General features: G+C 66.3%; 20 protein-coding genes. 11 read left to right on the top strand and 9 right to left on the bottom strand.

Translation table 11 applies throughout. The features are described from left to right. Nucleotides 1-86 precede the first annotated feature (86 nt). Nucleotides 87-554 (top strand): cytochrome c oxidase assembly protein, encoded by a 468-nt coding sequence (locus EFY87_RS03405; protein ID WP_123270045.1) that lies wholly within the window; start codon nt 87-89, stop codon nt 552-554. 230 nt (nt 555-784) lie between these two features. On the opposite strand, the gene EFY87_RS19970 is transcribed toward EFY87_RS03405, so the two are convergent. Both EFY87_RS19970 and EFY87_RS19965 read right to left on the bottom strand, forming a co-directional pair. Beyond that, complete coding sequence (locus tag EFY87_RS19970; RefSeq protein WP_148043226.1) at nt 785-1,216, bottom strand: hypothetical protein; 432 nt, start codon at nt 1,214-1,216, stop codon at nt 785-787. 11 nt (nt 1,217-1,227) lie between these two features. Further along, nucleotides 1,228-1,662 (bottom strand): hypothetical protein, encoded by a 435-nt coding sequence (locus EFY87_RS19965; RefSeq protein WP_148043225.1) that lies wholly within the window; start codon nt 1,660-1,662, stop codon nt 1,228-1,230. 188 nt (nt 1,663-1,850) lie between these two features. Between EFY87_RS19965 and EFY87_RS03395 the strand changes: the two genes are divergently transcribed. Then, nucleotides 1,851-2,459, top strand: a complete 609-nt coding sequence (locus EFY87_RS03395; protein WP_123270043.1) for a cytochrome c oxidase assembly protein — start codon at nt 1,851-1,853, stop codon at nt 2,457-2,459. 78 nt (nt 2,460-2,537) lie between these two features. Here EFY87_RS03395 and EFY87_RS03390 read toward each other — a convergent pair whose 3' ends face one another. Continuing rightward, nucleotides 2,538-3,734 (bottom strand): NAD(P)/FAD-dependent oxidoreductase, encoded by a 1,197-nt coding sequence (locus EFY87_RS03390; protein ID WP_123270042.1) that lies wholly within the window; start codon nt 3,732-3,734, stop codon nt 2,538-2,540. A gap of 71 nt (nt 3,735-3,805) precedes the next feature. Continuing rightward, nucleotides 3,806-5,167 carry an MBL fold metallo-hydrolase gene (locus EFY87_RS03385; RefSeq protein ID WP_123270041.1) on the bottom strand — a complete coding sequence of 454 codons (1,362 nt, stop codon included), beginning with the start codon at nt 5,165-5,167 and terminating at the stop codon, nt 3,806-3,808. A 130-nt stretch (nt 5,168-5,297) separates the two neighbouring features. Here EFY87_RS03385 and EFY87_RS03380 point away from each other — a divergent pair, with 130 nt between their 5' ends. The 4 genes from EFY87_RS03380 to EFY87_RS03365 all read left to right on the top strand — a co-directional run bounded on the left by EFY87_RS03380 (nt 5,298) and on the right by EFY87_RS03365 (nt 8,898). Next, entirely contained in the window at nt 5,298-6,119 is an 822-nt protein-coding gene (locus tag EFY87_RS03380) for a GntR family transcriptional regulator (RefSeq protein WP_220093480.1), read from the top strand. A 10-nt stretch (nt 6,120-6,129) separates the two neighbouring features. Beyond that, on the top strand, nt 6,130-6,480 hold the full coding sequence (locus EFY87_RS03375; protein ID WP_123270040.1) for a rhodanese-like domain-containing protein: 351 nt from the start codon (nt 6,130-6,132) through the stop codon (nt 6,478-6,480). Beyond that, nucleotides 6,477-7,337 (top strand): sulfite exporter TauE/SafE family protein, encoded by an 861-nt coding sequence (locus EFY87_RS03370; protein ID WP_123270039.1) that lies wholly within the window; start codon nt 6,477-6,479, stop codon nt 7,335-7,337. The genes EFY87_RS03375 and EFY87_RS03370 overlap by 4 nt, the downstream gene beginning before the upstream one ends. Nucleotides 7,338-7,758: 421 nt before the next feature. After that, entirely contained in the window at nt 7,759-8,898 is a 1,140-nt protein-coding gene (locus tag EFY87_RS03365) for a methyltransferase domain-containing protein (RefSeq protein ID WP_123270038.1), read from the top strand. 409 nt (nt 8,899-9,307) lie between these two features. Here the strand turns inward: EFY87_RS03365 and EFY87_RS03360 are convergent, their stop codons facing one another. Together EFY87_RS03360 and EFY87_RS03355 are read right to left on the bottom strand one after the other, a co-directional pair. Continuing rightward, a complete protein-coding gene (locus EFY87_RS03360; protein WP_245988369.1) occupies nt 9,308-9,550 on the bottom strand; it encodes a metal-sensitive transcriptional regulator in 243 nt (80 codons plus the stop codon). Nucleotides 9,551-9,619: 69 nt separating this feature from the next. Next, on the bottom strand, nt 9,620-10,018 hold the full coding sequence (locus EFY87_RS03355; protein ID WP_123270036.1) for a DUF302 domain-containing protein: 399 nt from the start codon (nt 10,016-10,018) through the stop codon (nt 9,620-9,622). A gap of 258 nt (nt 10,019-10,276) precedes the next feature. On the opposite strand from EFY87_RS03355, the gene EFY87_RS03350 reads away from it, so the two are divergent. From EFY87_RS03350 to EFY87_RS03340, 4 genes are all read left to right on the top strand, one after another. Next, entirely contained in the window at nt 10,277-11,665 is a 1,389-nt protein-coding gene (locus EFY87_RS03350) for an MBL fold metallo-hydrolase (protein ID WP_245988367.1), read from the top strand. A gap of 46 nt (nt 11,666-11,711) precedes the next feature. Further along, nucleotides 11,712-11,885: a hypothetical protein gene (locus EFY87_RS20495; protein ID WP_181445428.1), complete on the top strand. Its 174-nt coding sequence runs from the start codon at nt 11,712-11,714 to the stop codon at nt 11,883-11,885. A 12-nt stretch (nt 11,886-11,897) separates the two neighbouring features. Beyond that, nucleotides 11,898-12,680 (top strand): sulfite exporter TauE/SafE family protein, encoded by a 783-nt coding sequence (locus EFY87_RS03345; RefSeq protein ID WP_220093479.1) that lies wholly within the window; start codon nt 11,898-11,900, stop codon nt 12,678-12,680. A 66-nt stretch (nt 12,681-12,746) separates the two neighbouring features. Beyond that, nucleotides 12,747-14,984, top strand: a complete 2,238-nt coding sequence (locus EFY87_RS03340; protein WP_123270034.1) for an MMPL family transporter — start codon at nt 12,747-12,749, stop codon at nt 14,982-14,984. A gap of 1,076 nt (nt 14,985-16,060) precedes the next feature. On the opposite strand, the gene EFY87_RS03330 is transcribed toward EFY87_RS03340, so the two are convergent. Next, the gene (locus tag EFY87_RS03330; protein ID WP_123270032.1) at nt 16,061-17,155 is read right to left on the bottom strand and encodes an NAD(P)-binding domain-containing protein; all 1,095 of its coding nucleotides are present in this window, start codon (nt 17,153-17,155) and stop codon (nt 16,061-16,063) included. Further along, nucleotides 17,152-17,514: an ArsR/SmtB family transcription factor gene (locus tag EFY87_RS03325; protein WP_123270227.1), complete on the bottom strand. Its 363-nt coding sequence runs from the start codon at nt 17,512-17,514 to the stop codon at nt 17,152-17,154. Before EFY87_RS03325 ends, EFY87_RS03330 begins: the two co-directional genes overlap by 4 nt. An 88-nt stretch (nt 17,515-17,602) precedes the next feature. On the opposite strand from EFY87_RS03325, the gene EFY87_RS03320 reads away from it, so the two are divergent. Beyond that, nucleotides 17,603-18,928: an NAD(P)-binding domain-containing protein gene (locus EFY87_RS03320; RefSeq protein WP_123270031.1), complete on the top strand. Its 1,326-nt coding sequence runs from the start codon at nt 17,603-17,605 to the stop codon at nt 18,926-18,928. 72 nt (nt 18,929-19,000) lie between these two features. On the opposite strand, the gene EFY87_RS03315 is transcribed toward EFY87_RS03320, so the two are convergent. Next, on the bottom strand, nt 19,001-19,348 hold the full coding sequence (locus tag EFY87_RS03315) for an ArsR/SmtB family transcription factor (protein WP_123270030.1): 348 nt from the start codon (nt 19,346-19,348) through the stop codon (nt 19,001-19,003).

Raw genomic sequence — 19,348 nt, 5'->3', positions numbered from 1 at the left:
CAGTCTCCCGACACACCGGGGCGATTCATGGCACTTCTGATCGCGGGCTTGGACGCGTTCTTTGGCGCACTGTCCACCCTGCGGCGATGATGGCCACCGACGATGGGGCCAATCTGTCCCGCGCCACGCACGGGAGCGACGGAATGGGAGACATACCGACGATGCCGCAGCATGGCGGGGGTATGCCGGCTCATTCCATGACCGGGATGGCGCCTGTTTGGGTGCTTGTGCCTGTGATGCTGTTGGTCACTGTCAGCTACGGGTTCGCGGTCATGCGACTGCTGCGCCGCGGTGATGATTGGCCGGTGGCCCGCATGGTCGCGTTTGCCGCCGGTGTGCTCACTTTGTCCCTCGCGTTGCTGCCGCCGCTGGGGGACGCGATGGGCTTCACCGATCGGATCCTGCAGCACTTGCTGATGGCCATGCTGGCACCGTTGGCGTTTGCGATGAGCGCTCCGATCACCTTGGCGCTCCGTGCCCTTCCGCGTGCAGGCCGCCGCCGCATATTGCACGTACTACACAGCCGGGTGGCGCACGTGTGGCCGTGTAGGTGAGTTCCGACAGCGTTTGCCGATGAGTTTCGACAGCAGGTCGAGAGCGGCGTATTGGGTGTAGACGAGTTTCGACAGCACGCGCCCGCAAGCTCCGCTCAAGGTTCCTTTAACCAAGTCACTCTGATGGTCCGGCCCCAGCGGCGGCGTTCGGCCAGATCGCATGCGTGCCGATGTCAACGTGCTCGAGAGCCCGCGTCGAGACAGAAACTCCCGTTCGGCGAGCTGCCTAATTACGGGGTCAGTACTTCCCAAAAGGCTGCGGCATAAATTGGTCTCCCCATGGTTTCCTCAATTGAAGGAATGCTAATTGAGAGTGAGTCGTGAGCCGTGAAATGCTCAGGAAGCTGGAATCTCCACTCGGCTTCCCATGGCGCTTTTGTTCCACTAATGCGGGCAAAGTTGTCGCGCACGGGCTTCAGTTGCTCGCCACGCAGTTCAACAACAGGTCGGAAGGGAAGAAGGACACGATCACCGGGATGTGCGGATCGCGCAATCTCGGCATCTTCCTCTGCGGATGAAGCCGCGGACGGCTCCCACGTTTTTCCTTCAGCGCGCACTCTTGTGCCATCGGCACGTATGATGACACTCAAGATGTTGTCATGGGTGGCCACAGTTGCGAGGTAGAGGCTGATGCCGTCAGCCGCGTTACCGATCAGGATCACGTGTGCCTACGTTACGCGTGGCCGCCGCAGTAGCTGCTACCGCTGATCAGCGGTGTTCCATAGCTGTCGTAGACAGTGCCGTGGATGGTAACGCTGTCCCCGTAGAGGTAGCCATAGAAGGTGTTGGAGGACCAGTTGCCCCAGCTGCTCGCAGTGAGCCACTCGTTTTCGTGTGATCCAGTGTAGACGCCATTGCGATACACCTTTGTCACAAGCTCGAACCTGTCGTTGGACCCAAGTCCACCACCCCAGGCGCTGTATGCATACCCTGAATTTGGGATTCCCCCAACTTCCACGGGAGCCCCGCAGTAAACCGTCAGCGTGTAGTCTCCTCCGCCAGGCGGAGGGGGGATGCTGTTCGGGGAGTCAGCTGCGAAAGCGGATGGTGCGAGCAGTGCAAGAGACGCGAACAAAGACGCGATAAAACACAAGAACTTGACCTTCATGACTGCCCCTTAGTTCCCCTGCTGTACAACCGTCATGTAGCCGGTAAATCGATGTAAGCACTCAGTGGTAGCGGCGTCAATGGGTCTCTCGAAATTACAGCGAATTCCCAGGAACGTTCAAAATCGCGCATGGCGTGGTGGTGTGCCGTCGGTCGCTCGACACCGTCGGTGTGCCGGGTCCATGCTGGGTGGGCATCATCGTGGACGTGAGGTGGGTGGTGCCGCCGCAGCCGAGAGTGGAGTTGTTTGCCGCGATCAGGGCGGATCCCCGTTCGGGGATGCCTGGTTCGGCCCGGGTGCTGTCGAAACTCATCGGCAAACGCTGTCGGAACTCACCTACACAGCCACACGTGCTGTCACTGGGGATAGTGGTGGTTCTGCTTGAGGTTGGCGGAATGTATCTGTACTACCTCACACCGTTGTTCGGGTATACCGAGCGCCACATGTGGGCTCACGTTGTCGTGCACCTTCATATGTTTGCGGCGGGTTGCCTGTTCAGCTGGTACGTCGTGGGGCGGGACCCGATGCCTACCCGCCCCAGTATTTTGCGTCGTGGACTGGTGTTGTTCGTGGCAGCCGGCGCGCACGACGTTCTGGCCAAACTCATGTACGCCCATACCCTGCCGGCTGATGCCGGAACGATCGCGCAGCTCCGTGACGGGGCGCAACTAATGTTCTACGGCGGCGACATGATCGACCTGCTCCTCGCGGCAGCGCTGATGACGCAGTGGTATGCCCGCGGCGGCCGCGAACTCGACCGCTCCCACCGACGAGCAATCACCTTGTCCGCTCACTGACTGCGAAACACCGCGACTCCCAGGCTCAGCCGCTCAGGTGGGTGATCAAGTACGTGGAGCCGAGAGGCGGGTTTCGGGTTATGCCCGGCCGCGGAGCATCAGTTTCCAGTACATGAAGGGCAGCCCGAATCTCTTCAGGTACCACATGTCGCGCCGTTCCCTGCGGGTGTTGATCACGGGAAACGTGGGCGCGGGTTCCATGGTGTAGTCGAATTCGGCCAGCAGCATCTTGTGCCGCGAGGTCGTCAGCGGGCACGACGCGTAGCCGTCGTACTTTGCATTGAGCGGCGCTGACTTTCCAGCAGCAACAAAGTTTTCCGCGACGACGGGTGCTTGTTTGCGGATGGCGGCACCGGTTTTGGAGTTGGGTGAGGATCCGGCGTCGCCGAGCGCAAAGACGTTTGGGTAGCGAACATGCTGCATGGTGTGCTTGTCGATGTCGACGTACCCGGTGGGGCTATCGGGGACTGCCAGTTGGGTGGTTTTGAGCCAGTCCGGGGCAGACTGCGGCGGCACGACGTGCATCATGTCGTAGCCGATGGTTTCTTTAGTATCGGCACTGTTGTCAGCGATCACGGCTTGCTTGTTGTGGGGGTCGACCTCGACGAGTTCGCTGTTTTTGCGGACCTCGATGCCGTAGTGGCGGACGACCTTCTCCAGTTCGTCGGCGAACACCTTGACACCAAACATTCCAGGGGTCGGAAGGACCAGTACCACCCGGATGTCTTTGAGGACGTTGTGCTGGCGCCAGTAGTCGGCGGCGAGGTAGGCAATTTTCTGCGGCGCGCCGGCGCACTTGATCGGTCCTGCGGGCATGGTGAAGATCGCAGTGCCTGAGCGGGTGGCCTGGATGAGGTCCCAGGTTTTGGGTGCTAAGGCTTGCGTGTAATTGCTGGACACGTACGGGGTGTCTAGGCTCTCGGTCATCCCGGGCACTTTGTCCCAGTCGAGTTGGATTCCGGGGCATACGACGAGTTGGTCGTAGCCGTGCACGCCGTTGTCTGTGGTGACGGTTTGTGCGTCGGGGTCGATGTCCTGCGCACGTTCGCGGATCCACTGCACAGCTTTGGGCATGACGGAGGCCTCTGGCCGGCCGGTCTCCGCGATCGAGGCGCGGCCTCCTCCGACCAGTGTCCACAACGGTTGGTAGTAGTGGGTGGTGGCTGGGTCGATGACCCCAATGTCGGTGATGCCTGCGCGCTGGAGGCGGGCGGCGACGCTGATACCCGCGCTACCGCCACCGATGATGAGCGCACTGTGATGAGTCTGAACCATGGGTTCCTCCGTGAGCGTTATATGGCGTGTAGTGGGTGCGGTACTGCGTGTGGCCCGGCGAGGTAGGTCGATCAGGTGGTATCAAGGCCTGCCGTGGTGGCGTTGGCGTAGTCATCGTCGATGTACATGACTTCGTGACCGGCACGGTCGAGCAAGCTCGCGCCGATGCTTGCGCGAAATCCTGAGGCGCAGTGCACCCACAAGCGCCCCTGCGGGACATCGCCTAGGCGGGTGACTAGCTCGTTGAGTGGGATGTGCGCGGAGTTGGCAATATGGCCCTGGGCGCGTTCGTCGTCTCGTCGTACGTCCAGGATCACGTCTTCGTCTGCGGTTGCCTCGCGGGCGGTCTGCGCGAAGTCGACACGGGGGTAGCGGCGGCGTTCCTGGCCAGCGGCGACCGCCTCGAATTCACCGGAGGCGGCGCCGGCGAGCTGGTCGACGCCGATCCGTACGAGTTGGCGTTGTGCGTCGGCGACTTGCTGGGAAGTCTCGGCAATGATGGTCAGCGGGGCACCCCAGGGAGTGAGCCAGCCCAGGTAGGTGGCGAACTGGGCGCCGAGCGCGATACTGACGGTCCCGGCCAGATGGTCGGAGGCATACGCCACGCGATCGCGTAGATCGATCACCCACTCGCCGGCCGCGATACGAGCGGCCAGTTCGACGGGGTCGACTTTTTCGGGTGCGGACATGTCCGGGGCCAGTGGGCCTTGCCGGTTGAGCACGTCCATATGCGCGTAGTAGGCCGGGTATGCGGTCAAATTCGCGATGAGGTTGTCGACGAAAGTCTGCTCATCGGCCGTTGTGAGGGCGTCGTTACGGCGCTTTTCGACCCCGATCGTGCTGTCCTCGCCACCGGTCGCCGAACCGGAAGAGCAGAAACTGCCGAACCCGTGGGTGGGAAAAACTGGCGCCTGATCGGGTAGCGAGTCGGCCAACCGGTGCGCGGAATGGAACTGTGCGTGGGTCAACTCGATGGTGCGCGCGGGATCGACCAAGTCAGTTCGGCCAACACTGCCGTAGAGCAACGACCCGCCGGTGAACACCGCTGGTGGCGCCTCAGGGGCACTGATGTCGGTGATCACAAAGGCCAGATGGGTATCGGTGTGGCCGGGCGTGGCAACCACCGCGACCCGAAGATCGCCGGCAACCAGTTCCTCGCCATCACGCACGCCCACACGTTCGAAGGCGACGTGGTCCGCGGCGTTGACCGCGTAGCGGGCCCCGGCTCGCCGCGCGAGCTCATACCCTCCGGTCACATAGTCGTTGTGTATGTGCGTTTCGAGGACCAACTCAACCCGCACGCCCAACCGTTCGACAAGCGCCTCCACCCGATCGATGTCGCGTTGAGGATCAATAACGACCGCTACCCCACCGTCATGGACGACGTAGCTGCGGTCTCCGAGCTCGTCGGTGGTGATGATCTCGACCTGCATGTGGTAGCTCCCGCGTTCCCTCTAGCTCCGAAATGTCCGGACATCTGTTAATGTCTGGACATTACGCTGAACGCGGCAACACCACAAGGCCCCTGCACGCCAGGGGTGGAATCGGAAAGGAGGGGCACTCGTGGGCGCTGAAGTCGGTTCCGCATCTGCGGTGCAGCCCGATCGTGATGCTGCGCGTCCGCTGTGGGAACAGGTGCGCGATGATCTGATGCGGCGGCTGGCCTTAAACGAGTTCCGCGAGAGTTTTCCCGGTGAGCATGCGTTGAGCCAGCAGTACGGGGTGAGTCGCTACACGGTCCGTCAGGCGCTGCGCGGGCTTCGGGACGACGGCATGGTGACCGCGGACCGCGGCCGGGCGCCACGTGTCGCCGCCGATGTCGAGATTGAGCAACCCCTGGGCGCCTTGTACAGCTTGTTTTCCTCGGTCGAAGCGGCCGGGCTCGAGCAGCTCAGCGTGGTACGGATCCTCGACGTGCGCGCCGACCAGGTAGCTGCTGGGCATCTGGGCGTGGACGCGTGCGAGCCCTTGCTGCATCTTGAGCGGCTCCGCCTGGCCGGGGGCGAGCCGCTGGCCGTGGATCGAGTCTGGCTGCCGGCGCGCGTCGCACGGCCGTTGCTGCGCGCGGACTTCACCCGGACCGCGCTGTACGACGAACTCGCTCGGCGCTGCGGGCTCAAACTCACCGGCGGACAGGAAACGCTACGCGCCGTCATCCCCACCGAGACCGAACGCGGCCTGCTGGGCATCGGCGCTGACACCGCGGCCTTTCGCATCGATCGCCTCGGCTGCGCCGAGGCAGAGGCCGTGGAATGGCGCCACACCATCGTGCGCGGCGATCGGTTCAGCGTCACCGCCCAGTTCTCCGGCCGCAGCGGGTATCGCGTCGATCTCGCCGGCCGGCATCACCCGGCACCACCCTCGCACCAAGGCACCACCTTCTAAGGAGCAGATCATGACCGAACCAACAACCAGCCGCGGCGCGGACCTGAGCCCCACCGAAGCCCTGCTGGCCCACACCGACCAAAGCGCGGTGCTGCTGGACGTCCGTGAGCCTGAAGAGTGGGATGGCGGACACGCTCCGGGTGCGATGCACATGCCGTTGGGCGACCTGGACCCCACCGCCCTGGACCAGGACACACCGGTCATCACGATCTGCCGCTCAGGAAAAAGATCAGCCAAAGCCGCGGACGCCTTGGCACACGCGGGAGTGCCGGTACGAAACATGGCCGGCGGCATGAACGCCTGGCAGGAGGCCGGGTTGCCGACCATCCGTGACGACGGATCGCCGGGCCACATCGAATGACCATCGCCCTCGCGCTCATCTTCGGGGTCATCATCGGCGTCAGCCTCGGAGCACTCGGCGGCGGTGGATCGATCCTCACCGTCCCGGTCCTCGTCTACGTCATCGGCGAATCCGCGCGGGGAGCCACCACAGCCAGCCTGGTCATCGTGGGTATCACCGCACTGGTCGGCGCCCTGGGCCACGCCCGTTCGGGCAATGTCCGCTGGGGGGCAGGACTCACCTTCGGGATCATCGGCGTCGCCGCCTCCTACCTCGGAACCGCTCTCAACCGCCAGGTCAGCCCCAACGCGCTCCTACTCGCATTCGCCGTACTGATGCTCATCGCCGCCGCCGCGATGCTACGCAGAACACGCCAATCAGACACCCCCACCGATGAATCGCCCACCGCCGACCGGAGCTGTGAGAAAAGCGGGGATGAGGCCGGAAGCGTGGCGACCGCCGTGACTGCACGGCTGGCGCACTCACCGACCACAAAAATCACCACCCAAGTAGCGGTCAAGGTGCTCCTGGCCAGCCTCATCGTCGGGTTCCTGACCGGCTTCCTCGGCGTCGGGGGCGGATTCATCATCGTCCCTGCCCTCGTCATCGCCCTCGACTTCACCATGCCCGTAGCGGTCGGCACATCACTACTAGTCATCGCGTTAAACTCGATCGCAGCCTTAGGCGCACGCTCGGGCAACGAAAGCTTCCACTGGGCCGTCATCGTGCCCTTCACCGCCGCCGCCATCATCGGCTCGCTGGTCGGCAAGCGAGTAGCGGACAAGGTCAGCGGCACCACCTTGAGCCGCGCCTTCGCCGGACTGCTCATCGCCGTCGCCATCTACGTCGCCATCCGCAGCGGAATCGGACTGTCGTGAGCAACCGCCACACCACGCAAGAACACATAACCGCACCCCTGACACCGATCCGCACTGCAATACCGGTCAGCGCGCCCGCCGGGCCGGGCAGACCCTGCAAGGAGCCGGCCTCACCACACTCAGCGTCCTGGAAGGCGGGCTCGAGGCCTACGCCGTCTCAGCGCCGTCCACCGCAGAGTCCCCGTCCACCGCAGAGTCCTCAGAGTTGCCCGCTGCCCTGCGTGTTGGATGGGAGCCTCGAGCGCGACAGGTGCGTCTGCTCGCGGGTGCCCTGGTCGCCTCCAGCATCGTCGTCAGCGTCTGGGGCCCACAAGGCCACATTCCTCGCCGGCGCAGTCGGCGCCGGCTTGCCCGTGGCCGCGCTCACCGACACCTGCGCCGGTTCGAGCCCGACAGCACGCTACAGCGAGGAGATCCGTCCGTGGGCCGAGACAGCGCTGCACAGATAGACGACCGCGTTTTGACGCCTGAGCCGCAACGGTTCGAAGGCGCGCGCGATGCATTCGGTGCCTTGGCGCGAGTTCTCGGCAGCGCGAGCGTCCTGGTTCGGGCCTATCGCGGCGGCGTGCCGCCTGCCCGGCGAGAAGCGGTGATGGTAGCTGTGAGCCGGTCCAATGCCTGCCGGGGCTGCAGTAACGTCCACCACCGCTGGGCTTTGCGAGCCGGTGTCAGCGCCGAGGATCTGCGCTCCATCGGACTTGGTGATCTCGCCGCTCTCGACGTCGCGACCCGGTCCGCGGTGGTCTACGCCACCGATAGGGCGGCACGGCGATTTCGGTCCGCAGCAGATCCCCAGCTGACCGCGAATGCGCGGTCGCGGCTCGGCGAGGCACAACTTGAGCAAGTTGATGCGGTGGCCGGTCTTATAGCGTTCGCCAACCTCACGATGAATACCGTCACCGGGGCGCTCAGGACGTCGCGCCCTCAGCCGCGGCCGACTTCGGCGCACCCGTCGTTCGCAAAGGTCTGGCGGATACTCTCCTCGAAAGCCATGTCCCATGAGGCTCGACGCGAGCTCCTCGCTGGGCTGGAGGGCACCGTGGTCGAACTCGGCGCGGGGGACGGACTCAACTTTCGCCACTACCCCAGCACCGTGAACCGGGTCGTGGCGATCGAACCGGAACCGCAATTACGCTCCCTCGCCCAGCAGGCCGCACGAGGTCTGCCTGTGCCGACGACGGTCGTCGACGGCGCCGCGGAGGCGATTCCCGGCGCCGACGACTCCTACGACGCCGCGGTCATCTGCCTTGTCCTTTGCACGGTTCCGGACCAGGCGCAGGCGCTGGCGGAGATCAAGCGCGTCCTCCGGCCCGGCGGTGAGTTGCGATTCTATGAACATGTGGCCGCCGGAGATCGGCGACGCCCGATACAGCGGTGGCTTGATACCAGCGGCATCTGGCCCCGGCTGGGCGCAGGATGCCACCTTTCGCGTGACACGCTGCGCGCGATACGCGGCGCCGGCTTCATCATCGAGGAGTACTGCGAGCTCGAATCGGGGCTCGGCCGGCTGTCCCTGCCGCACATCGCCGGAGTAGCCCGGTTGCCCCTGTCTACGCCGTGAACCGTCTCGTCCACCAAATGAGGGCGGTCGAGCGACCGCGTGCCGGCGCGGATCACCCTCTGACGTGGGGGTTCACTGTTTGTGAAGTCAACGGCACAGTTTCGGTTACTCGTTCTGTCGCAGGTGTGCCGACTCGAGGTCTCGTGAGCGGGCGCAGGGTTCGTCACCCGGCCCCTCTCGTCCGGGAGGGGCTGGTTGCTTTAGGCAGTTCGGGCCGGGCGATCAGTTGCTCACGTTGTCGGCTTCACTTCGTTCTGGAGGACCCTTTGTGGTTCTTCACGGTCTTGCCGGGTGCGGTGTAGTCCCGACGTGGACCAGTGGGGTCGTCGAGTTCGCGGACGCGGTACGCAATGCGCGCGGCGGCGGGGCCCTGCGCAAAGTGCGCAGCTACGCCAAGGCCGAGCAATGCCTATGAGAGCGTGAGGAAGAGCCTTTCCATCGTCGCCTGATCGTCGGCATTGATGCCACCGGGCGAGGCGAGGCATTCGCGCATGCCGGAGGAGACGATGGCGAAACCCGCCCGGTCCAGTGCGCGGTTGACGGCCGCGAGCTGGGTGACGACGTCCTTGCAGTCGCGGCCTTCCTCGATGAGACGGATGACGCCGCCGAGCTGACCCTGAGCCCGGCGCAACCGGTTCAGCACAGGGGTCATGTCATCGGTGTTGAGCGTGACCATGAGCGGGCCCTTCGCGTTCGGCCGAGGCGGATGTCTCGGCGGTGATCAGGATTGGGGTGTGAGCGCGGCAAGCGCACTGGTGAGTCTGTCGCGCGCGTCGGTGGCGACGTCGGCGAGCTGTTCGTTCCCGGTGAGCGTCACCATCACTGTGGGATCCATCGCCTCCACGACCGTGTGGCCGTCATCGACGGCGCGGACGACCACGTTGCAGGGCAGGAGCAGTCCGATGGACGGCTCGGCTTCGAGCGCGGCGTGCGCCAGCGGGGGGCGGCAGGCGCCCAGGATGATCTGCGGTGCGACGTCGGCGCCGAGTTTTGCCTTCAGGGTGGCGGCAATGTCGATTTCGGTCAGCACGCCAAATCCTTGCTCCGCGAGAGCATCTCGGGTGGCCCGAACCGTCTGGGCATACGGCTTGTCGATGGTGGTAGTGATGGCGTAGCTCATCGTGAACCTTCCTTTGCGTCAGTCAGTGACGTGACAAGTGGGGCGCTCGGATACCCGCTGGGGTATGTAACGCGCAAGGCACCCGACGTATTTCGACTCGGTTGGGATCGGGCCTGGCGGTCGACGTCCGGGAGGCTGCACGATTGGACAGGAATACCCCTGGGGGTATTAATGTTGGAGTAGTCACGATACCCCACAGGGTATCGCGCCGATAGTACAGAACCGGCCTCCGACCTCCCTACCGAGGAAATGATCGCAGTGACTGACTTCGCACCGAACGCTCCGACCGTGTTGACCCTGGACACCCCGACGCTGGGCGACCGGTCCTACCTGGCCCATGACGGGCAGGTGGCGCTGGTCATCGACCCGCAACGCGACATCGACCGGGTGCTGGACCTGGCCCGGCAGACCGGCGTCGCGATCACGCACGTTTTCGAAACGCACCTGCACAACGACTATCTGACCGGCGGCCTGGCGCTGGCGGAGGTGACCGGCGCGGCATACCACGTCAACGCCGAAGATCAGGTCGCCTACGACCGTGACCCGGTGCGCGACGGTGAGGTCATCGAGGTCTCACCGGTGATGCGGGTGCGGGTCATCGCCACCCCTGGGCACACCTTCACTCACCTGTCCTACGCCCTGGAGACAGGTACCGCCGAAGAGGTCGAAGTGGTCGGTGTCTTCACCGGCGGATCCCTGCTGTATGGCGCGACGGGCCGACCGGACCTGCTGGGCACCGAGCACACCCACGAGCTGCTGCACCAGCAGTTCGATTCCGTGCACCGGCTGGCACAGCAACTGCCCGACGACGCTGCCGTGTTGCCCACCCACGGTTTCGGGTCGTTCTGCTCGGCCGGATCGACCGGTGACGCAACGTCTTCGACGATCGGTGCGGAGAAGAACGTCAACCCGGCCCTGACCGAGGACGAGCGGGAATGGGCCGAGGCGACTCTGGCCGGGCTGGATGAATACCCGGCCTACTACGTGCACATGACACCGGGGAACGCCGGTGGGCCGGATGCTGCCGATCTGTCGACTCCCCGGGAGGTGGACGCCCAGGAGATCGCCGCCCGGATCGCGGACCGCGAGTGGGTCGTCGACCTGCGCACCCGGACCGCTTTCGCGGCAGGTCACGTGACCGGCACGCTCAACTTCGGACTCGATGGGCAGTTCGCCACCTACCTCGGGTGGTTGATTCCATGGGGCACGCCCCTGACCCTGCTCGGCGACTCCCCCGAGCAGGTCGCTGAGGCACAACGCGAACTGACCCGCATCGGCCTCGACCGCCTCGAAGGCGCGGCCACCGGGGGTCCGACCGACTGGACCGACGGCCCGCTCGGATCCTTCCCACGGGCAGTGTTTGCCGATCTGGCACAGGTACGCCACCACCGCCACGTCGCCGTCCTCGACGTTCGCCAGAAGAACGAATACGCCGCCGCCCACATCGCAGGATCGGTGAACATCCCGCTGCACGAGTTGCTCGGTCGGCTGGGCGAGGTTCCCGAGGGCGAGGTCTGGGTGCACTGTGCCAGCGGGTATCGCGCCTCGATCGCCGCTTCCGTGCTGGCGGCGCACCACAACCCCGTCATCGCTGTCGACGACGGATTCGACGAGCAAGCCGCTGCCAGCGGCTTACCGATCGCCTGACCTGCGCACACAACACCACCACCCGCATCACGAAGGAGCACTCATCATGTGTCGTCCAGTCACCTGCAAGACTTGTGGCAAGACCACCTGGGCCGGTTGCGGTCGCCACGTCGACCAAGTCATGGACCGCGTCCCCCGCGCGGACCGGTGCCCCGGTCACGCCGACCAGCCGCCGGGTCCGCAGGCGTCGTTCCTACGCCGGCTGCTCGGCCGCAGCTGACCACACACCTCGATGCTGACACTGATCGCCGCACTGGCGCTGGGCCTGCTGATCGGCGCCGGTCTCGGAGCCCTCGGCGGCGGGGGTTCCATTCTGACCGTGCCGGCACTGGTCTACCTACTGGGTGAACCCGCGCAGGCAGCCACCACCGGCAGCCTGGTCATCGTCGGGATCACCTCCCTCATCGGTGCAGTCGGACACGCGCGCTCCGGCAACGTCCGCTGGGCAACCGGCGCCGTGTTCGGACTGACCGGCGTCGCCGCGTCCTGGCCCGGAAGCGCACTCAACCGGCAGGTCGACCCGAATGTCCTGCTACTGGCCTTCGCCGGCCTCATGCTGCTGGCCGCCGTGGGCATGCTGCGACACGCAGCAGGCAGGGACCGGTCACCGAACGAAACCGCCCTCACCGAGCGCAATGGCCTGCGAGCTGCCAAATTCGTGGCAGCGGGACTACTCGTCGGTTTCCTCACCGGGTTTCTCGGGGTGGGCGGAGGGTTCATCATCGTGCCCGCCCTGGTGATGGCGCTGGGCTTCCCGATGACCACCGCCGTCGGAACATCACTGCTGGTCATCGCGCTCAACTCCGCCGGCGCACTCGCCGCACGCGCCGGTCACACCACGTTCCACTGGTCGCTCATCGTTCCGTTCACCATCGCCGCGATCATCGGGTCACTGCTCGGTGCCAGAGCCGCGCAGCACACCCCCCCCCAGGTCACCCTCCGCCGGGCCTTCGCCGGGCTGCTCCTGCTCGTCGCGGCATACGTCACGATCCGCAGCACCGCGAGCCTCGCCTGACCCGACCCCCGTCTGCACATCGCACCACCCGAATCCCTCACCCCTGCCGTCTTCTGGAGATCCACTGTGACCACTGAACGCACCACCTCCACCGACCCGCACGCCCGTCCGGCAACTGCTGACGGCGCATCCGGGCCCCCACGGCACACGGGACTAGCCCGACTGGGCGCCTGGTCGGCGTCCCACCTCGGCATCGTCCTGGCTCTCTGGTTGGTCGTGCTTGCCGGCTTCGGTGCCTTCGCGCCCAAGGTCGAGACGGCGCTGTCCGGTGCCGGCTGGCAAGACAGCGGCAGTCAGTCCGTGCAGGCCAGGGACGTCATCCAACACGACTTCGCGGGCATGGGCTCCACAGCGCTACAGGTCGTGGTCCACGACGGAACCGGCCCGATCGCCAAGGACCCCGCCGCCCGTCGGGTCATCGCGCAGGTCGAATCCACCCTCAAAGCAGATCCGCGGGTGAGCACCGTGGTCGCGCCCAGACCAGGTGTCAGTCTGTCCCGCGACGGGACGACTGCGATAGTGCAGGCCGGTGCAGCCCAGGACGCGAACACCATGGTCCGTGCCGCCGACGACCTGACAGCACCGTTGAGCCGACTGGCGACGTCGACGATCTCGGTGAATCTGACGGGATCCAGTGCTCTGTGGTCTGATTTCAACAAGGTCAACCACAGCGCGATGATCAAGTCCGAGGTGCTGTCGTGGCCGGTGACCCTGATAGTGCTCGTGCTGGCCTTCGGCAGCCTCGTCGCCGCCGGGCTCCCGCTGATGCTCACCATGGTCGGTCTGCTCACCGCAGCCGGTGCCCTGGTGATCGCCACGCACCTGGCTCCGGTCAGTGTCTGGGCACTCAACTTCGCCATGATGTTCGCGCTGGCCCTGGGCATCGACTACGCCCTGTTCCTCGTCGTCCGATACCGGTCAGCGCTACACCATCGAGGAGCCCAGCCGGGCGACCGGCGCACCGCGGTCGAAGCCGTCGCCGAAACCATGGGCACTGCCGGAAAAGCGATCGCGTTCTCCGGAGTCACCGTCCTGGTGTCGCTCTCCACCGTCCTGCTGGTGCCGAGTCCCGCCTTCCGCTCCATGGCCCTGGGCATCATGCTCTCCGTCGTCGCCGTTCTCGCTGCGACACTCACCCTGCTCCCCGCCGTCCTGGGCAAGCTCGGGACGAAGATCGACGCCGGTCGCCTGCGCCGGCCCGGCTCCGACCGGCGGCCCGGCCGGCATACGACCACGCAGGGGACGACCCACCGTCGTGGCGTCGAGCAGTTGATGCATCGCTGGGGCGCGCTGCTGCACCGCCGGCCGTGGGCCGCCGGTGCACTGGCCCTCGCAGTTCTCGCGCTGCTCGCGGCACCTGTCCTGGGACTGCGCACCGGTATGCCGTCCATCTCGATCATCCCCGCCAACCAATCGGCCCGCGCCGGATACCAGCAGGTCACAGCAGCATTCGGGCAAGGCGCTCCTGGCACCTTGCAGGTCATCACCCCGACCCCCGACGCCGGAGCCGCACGAGCGGCGCTCGCACACGACCGGGGCATCGCCGCCACCGTGCCCGCCGGCGCGAACGACGGACGGACCATGCTGCTGGCCATACCCACCACCGACGCCTCCGCCCCCGCCACCGGCGCCACCATCGACCGGATCCGCACCGAACTGCCACACGGCAGCCTGGTCGGAGGCGCCGCGGCCGAGAACCACGACCTGGAGAAGGCGCTGTCCGCGAAGACTCCCGTCGTTTTCGCGCTGCTGATCGGGCTCGGCTTCCTGCTGCTGCTCATCGCCCTCGGCAGCCCGCTGATCGCGTTCGTCGGCACCATCACCAACCTCGCCTCCATCGGGGCAGCGTTCGGCGTCGCGAAACTCATCTTCGGCGACGGCCACCTCTCGGGCTTGCTGGGCTTCCAGTCACAGGGTTTCGTCGACGCCTGGGCACCGCTGTTCTTCGGCGCGATGCTCACCGGAGTCGCAATGGACTACACCCTCTTCCTACTGTCCGCTGCGCGCGAGCAATACGACGCGACCGGCGACCCGCAGCACGCCATGCGAGAGGCGCTGCGAACCTCGGGACGTGTCGTCGTCGCAGCCGCCGGCGTCATGGTCGCCGTGTTCCTGACCTTCGCGCTATCCGGACCGCTCGCTCCCAAGGAAATGGGCATCATCCTGGCCGTCGCCGTCTTCCTGGACGCGTTGTGTATCCGACTCATCCTGCTCCCCGTCGTCCTGCGGCTCACCGGCCATCGAGCGTGGCGTGCTCCCACCTGGCTGGCGAAGGTCCTGCCCGCCGTGCGGTTCACCCACTGACGTTCGGCCTAGCGGCAGGCTTCTTCGGCATCCTCTGCCAGCAACCTCGTCACCATCAGCCTGCGCCTGCGCCGCCGCACCGAGCATGACATTGTTCCGGATGCCGATCGGCTATCGGTCCGTCGATGGGCCTATCTCGCCGGTAAGCGTGCTTACCGGCGAGGGGGGTCGTCGCGGCTCGCGAACACCGGCCCGGCGAAGCGGGACCAGCGAACGAGGAGCGGATCCCAACGCCAGCGACTTGATCCGACAGGTGGCTCCTGCCCGGTGACCCAGTAATCGTGGTGGTTCATCCGGGTCCGGTTGCGCGAGTTTGAGGCCGGCGACGTAGGTCACCCGGGCCGCGTCGCCGACATGCAGACCGACGACATCGGGAACCTCAACGATGTCGGCGTAACGCGAAAAATCACGGGACATGGACCGCAAGCCTCCTTGCAGCCGATCAAGGCAACCGCCAAGGCTGAACTGCCTGGCAGGCCCTGCCAGAAGGCGATCCCTTGCGGAGTCGCTGCTCCTGTCAGATCGGCGCCGGCGAGCGCGAGGCCTGCTGCGCATCCAGCCGGTGTACGGTCCTGACATCGACCCTGGATGATCGCGTCGATCTGTGGCGAATTCGGTCGCGGGCATCATGGCGAAACTGCACCGGGCCGGGCACCAACTAGCCGCCATTCCACTGGTAGCCACCCGGTTGCGGGGCGCTCGTGGGTAGTTACCCTGTGCATCCGGCCCCATCAGGGTTGCCGAGGTCGACCGGGACTTCTGCGCGACCGACACGGCCTGGAAGTTCATCCCGAAGACTGCTGGCGTGCCGACCTTCGTCGCTCCCGAGTGGTCACGACCGTTGATCTCGTTGAGGATGGCCTGGACTTTGTAGCCGTCGTACTGCTTGGTGGCGGCCTCGATGTGCGCCCAGCCATCATCCTGCGGAAAGGGGGACACCCTTCGGCTCGACGGCCCTGTGCGTCGATCTCGGGACCGAAGAAGTCGTCGATGCTCTCCGTTCGAGCCCGGACCGGACCGTATGTGGAACGTCTACTAGGTGGCTGGTGTCGAACGGCACGAAAAGCACCAGCCACCTAGGCCCCTTCCAGAGGGCGGCTAGGTGGTTGCGCTGTTACGGGCTTCGCTGTGATGGCGTGCGCGGTGGCTCGGGCGGACGGGCCGACTCCGGCGAGTGTTGCGGATGCTGGTCCGGTCCAGTCGCCGTACCCGACGAGATAGAGCCGTGGTTCGCTGATGGCTCGGGTGCCGGATGCCCCGCCGACGGCGGGGTGACCGTTGTCGGTGCGGAGGTCGAGGTGCCGTAGGTGTCTGAGGGCGGGCCGGAAGCCGGTGCACCAGATCACCGCGTCGACGTTCTGGTGGGCGCCGTCGGCCCAGGCGACACCATCGCGGGTGAGCCGGTCGAACATGGGTTGGGCCTTGAGGACGCCGCGGTCGCGGGCCGCCCGGACGGCTTCGACCATGACGATGTCGCCCAGCCCGGCGACACCGGCATGGTCGCGGCCTTCTTGCAGGGCTTGGATGCGTGCCCGCGCGGCGGCGAACAATGCCCGGCCGTCGACGTCGTCGGGCAGAAACCGCGGTGGGCGGGTGGTCACCCAGGTCGTGTCTGCGACGGTGGAGATCTCGGCGAGGATCTGCGCGGCGGAGTTGCCGCCACCGACGATGACCACTCGTTGCCCGGCGAAGCGGCCGGGTTCGCGGTAGTTCGCGGCGTGCAGCTGGTGCCCGGTGAAGTGCCGCATCCCGGGGTAGCTGGGTACGAAGGGCCGGTCCCAGGTCCCGGTCGCGGACACGACCGCTCGAGCGGCGAAGTCGCCCAGATCGGTGGCCACGATCAGCCGCCCGCCGGGGTCGTCGTCGGCTGGGGTGACGGTGTGGGCTGTGCATGACCGGGTCACGTTCAGGTCGTACCGTTGCTCGTAGCGGGTCAGGTAGTCCACGACGTGGTCACGTGGTGGGTATCCGAGTTCGGCGTCGTTCCACGGCGGCATCATCCATCCGGGGCGGTTGGCGGCGTCGAGGATGACGAAGTCCTGCCCGGGGGTGAGGCCGGCGCGGCGCAGGTAGAACCCGGTTGCCAGGCCGGCCTGGCCGCCACCGATGATGACCACCTGGACGTTGCGCCTGGTCCTCGCGCCGCTGGCGGGTTCGTGGGCGGGGTTCATCCGGCGGTGGGCGTCAGCGCCCCGGCGAGTGAGCCGAGCACCTGCGGGGCGAGTGAGAAGTACGCCCACTTGCCGCGTTGCTCGCGGGTAATCAGCCCGGCGTCGGCGAGGACCTTCATGTGGTGGGAGATGGTGGGCTGGCTCAGCCCGGCCGGATCGGTCAGATCGCACACGCACGCCTCACCGCCGGCGGATGCGGCGATGAGGGACAGTAGTTTCACGCGGGTCGGGTCGCCCAACGCTTTGAACATCCGGGCCAGGGTGGTGGCGGCCTCGTCACTGACGATTCCTGCGGTGACCGGTGAGCAGCACGCGGCCAGGGCAGCATCCGGCTGAGTGAGCGGCAGTGCGGCGGGCATGTAACTCATTGTGCATAACGCATTGACATTTGTCGATGCGTTGATCACGATGCTCCCATCGATGTTTGTCAATGTGAGGACTGAGTTGATGAGTGAGCTTCCTGTTGTCGTGATCGGTGCCGGCCCGCAGGGTTTGGCGTCAGCGGCGCATCTGTTGGAGCGCGGCCTGGAGCCGCTGGTGCTGGAGTCGGGACGGGGCCCGGCGGCTGCGGTGGCCGAGTGGGGTCACGTCCGGCTGTTCTCCCAGTGGCCGGAGTTGATCGACCAGGCTGCTGCTCGGCTGCTGGAGCCGAGCGGATGGCAGGCTCCGGCCGCGGGGTATCCGACCGGCGCGGAGTGGGTCGAGCAGTACCTGGCTCCGCTGGCCGGAGCCTTGGGCGAGCGAGTCCTGTTCGACGCACGGGTCACCGGCGTCTCCCGCGCAGGCCGTGACCGGTTGGTGGACGCTGGCCGGGGCGAGCAACCGTTCACCGTGCACGTCATCGACGGGGACGGCGTCGAGCACCGATTCGACGCGCGGGCCGTCATCGATGCGTCCGGCACCTGGCGCCAACCTGCCCCGGCCGGCGCGAACGGGCTTCCCGCGCTGGGTGAACACGCCAACGCTGACGTGATTTCGTACGGCATTCCCGACGGCGCCGACCCTGTCCGATTCGTCGGTCAACACACGGTGTTGGTCGGCGCGGGAGCGTCCTCGCTGAACGCGATCATCGAGCTGGACCGCATCGCCCGGGAACACCCGGGGACGCGGATCACCTGGGCGCTGCGACGTGGCGGCACCGGAACCACCTTCGGCGGCGGCGCCGACGACCAGTTGCCGCAGCGCGGGGCCCTGGGGATCCGGGCCCGCGAGGCCGTCGAAGCGGGCCGGGTCGAGGTGGTCACCGGGTTCCGCACCGCGCGAGTCGACCGCGCCGGCGCTCAAGTGGTGCTGACTGGCGAGGACGGGCGCACCCTGGAGCCGGCCGACACCCTGGTGGTGCTGGCCGGGTTCCGCCCCGACCTGTCCTTCCTGTCCGAGCTGCGACTGGACCTGGACCCCACGTTGCAGGCGCCGCGTGCGATCGCAGCGGAAGTCGACCCGAACATCCACTCGTGCGGCTCGGTGCAAGCGACCGGAGCCCGCGAGCTGACACACGCCGGAGAGCCGAACCTGTACATCGTGGGGATGAAGTCCTACGGGCGCGCACCCACCTTCTTGGCGATGACCGGCTACGAACAGGTACGCAGCGTGGTCGCCATGCTGGCCGGCGACGTGGCGGCCGCCGAACGCGTCGAGCTCGACCTGCCCGACACCGGCGTCTGCGGAGGATCGGGCCTGTACGACGACCCCGACAGCACCAGCGGCGGCTGCTGCACTCCCCCACCCACCCTGCTCACCATCGGCGGCACCTCCTCCGGCGGTCAATGCTGAGAACCCGATACGTGCCGGGACGCCATGGGCAACACCGACGGAGTCCCGGCACGTCGTTCTGCGCACTGCTTTTCAGTGACGTACTGCGTCGAGCACGGTGAGGGCGCCGGCGACCGGCCGGTAATACACCCAGGTCCCGCGTCGCTCGGAATCGATCAACCCAGCCTCTCGCAGCTTGCGTAGGTGATGGGACACCGTCGGCTGCGAGACCCCGACGTCCTGGATGTCACAGACGCACGTTTCCCCGTCGCACGCAGCGATCCGGGTGTACAACCGCAACCGCACCGGATCCGACAGGGCCTTGAATACCTCGGCCGCACGCGCCGCGGTGGCGACGTCCAAACCGCTGCCCGGAGCACACGAGTCATCACACTCGCCGGCAGCATGCACGGCGGAACTCGTCTTCACGGTCACTGTCAC

The sequence above is a fragment of the Flexivirga caeni genome, from assembly GCF_003724155.1.
Lineage (GTDB): Bacteria > Actinomycetota > Actinomycetes > Actinomycetales > Dermatophilaceae > Flexivirga > Flexivirga caeni.
Note: the sequence above shows the minus strand (reverse complement) of the source record. Positions and strands in the feature narration are given on the sequence as shown.

What these genes read in the sequence shown, in the direction of transcription:
- EFY87_RS19965 (WP_148043225.1), bottom strand. Translation starts at nt 1,662, where the DNA reads ATGAAGGTCAAGTTCTTGTGTTTTATCGCGTCTTTGTTCGCGTCTCTT.
- EFY87_RS03405 (WP_123270045.1), top strand. Translation starts at nt 87, where the DNA reads ATGATGGCCACCGACGATGGGGCCAATCTGTCCCGCGCCACGCACGGG.
- EFY87_RS03330 (WP_123270032.1), bottom strand. Translation starts at nt 17,155, where the DNA reads ATGAACCCCGCCCACGAACCCGCCAGCGGCGCGAGGACCAGGCGCAAC.
- EFY87_RS03360 (WP_245988369.1), bottom strand. Translation starts at nt 9,550, where the DNA reads ATGACCCCTGTGCTGAACCGGTTGCGCCGGGCTCAGGGTCAGCTCGGC.
- EFY87_RS03325 (WP_123270227.1), bottom strand. Translation starts at nt 17,514, where the DNA reads ATGCCCGCCGCACTGCCGCTCACTCAGCCGGATGCTGCCCTGGCCGCG.
- EFY87_RS20495 (WP_181445428.1), top strand. Translation starts at nt 11,712, where the DNA reads ATGTGTCGTCCAGTCACCTGCAAGACTTGTGGCAAGACCACCTGGGCC.
- EFY87_RS03355 (WP_123270036.1), bottom strand. Translation starts at nt 10,018, where the DNA reads ATGAGCTACGCCATCACTACCACCATCGACAAGCCGTATGCCCAGACG.
- EFY87_RS03345 (WP_220093479.1), top strand. Translation starts at nt 11,898, where the DNA reads ATGCTGACACTGATCGCCGCACTGGCGCTGGGCCTGCTGATCGGCGCC.
- EFY87_RS03320 (WP_123270031.1), top strand. Translation starts at nt 17,603, where the DNA reads ATGAGTGAGCTTCCTGTTGTCGTGATCGGTGCCGGCCCGCAGGGTTTG.
- EFY87_RS03390 (WP_123270042.1), bottom strand. Translation starts at nt 3,734, where the DNA reads ATGGTTCAGACTCATCACAGTGCGCTCATCATCGGTGGCGGTAGCGCG.
- EFY87_RS03375 (WP_123270040.1), top strand. Translation starts at nt 6,130, where the DNA reads ATGACCGAACCAACAACCAGCCGCGGCGCGGACCTGAGCCCCACCGAA.
- EFY87_RS03385 (WP_123270041.1), bottom strand. Translation starts at nt 5,167, where the DNA reads ATGCAGGTCGAGATCATCACCACCGACGAGCTCGGAGACCGCAGCTAC.
- EFY87_RS03370 (WP_123270039.1), top strand. Translation starts at nt 6,477, where the DNA reads ATGACCATCGCCCTCGCGCTCATCTTCGGGGTCATCATCGGCGTCAGC.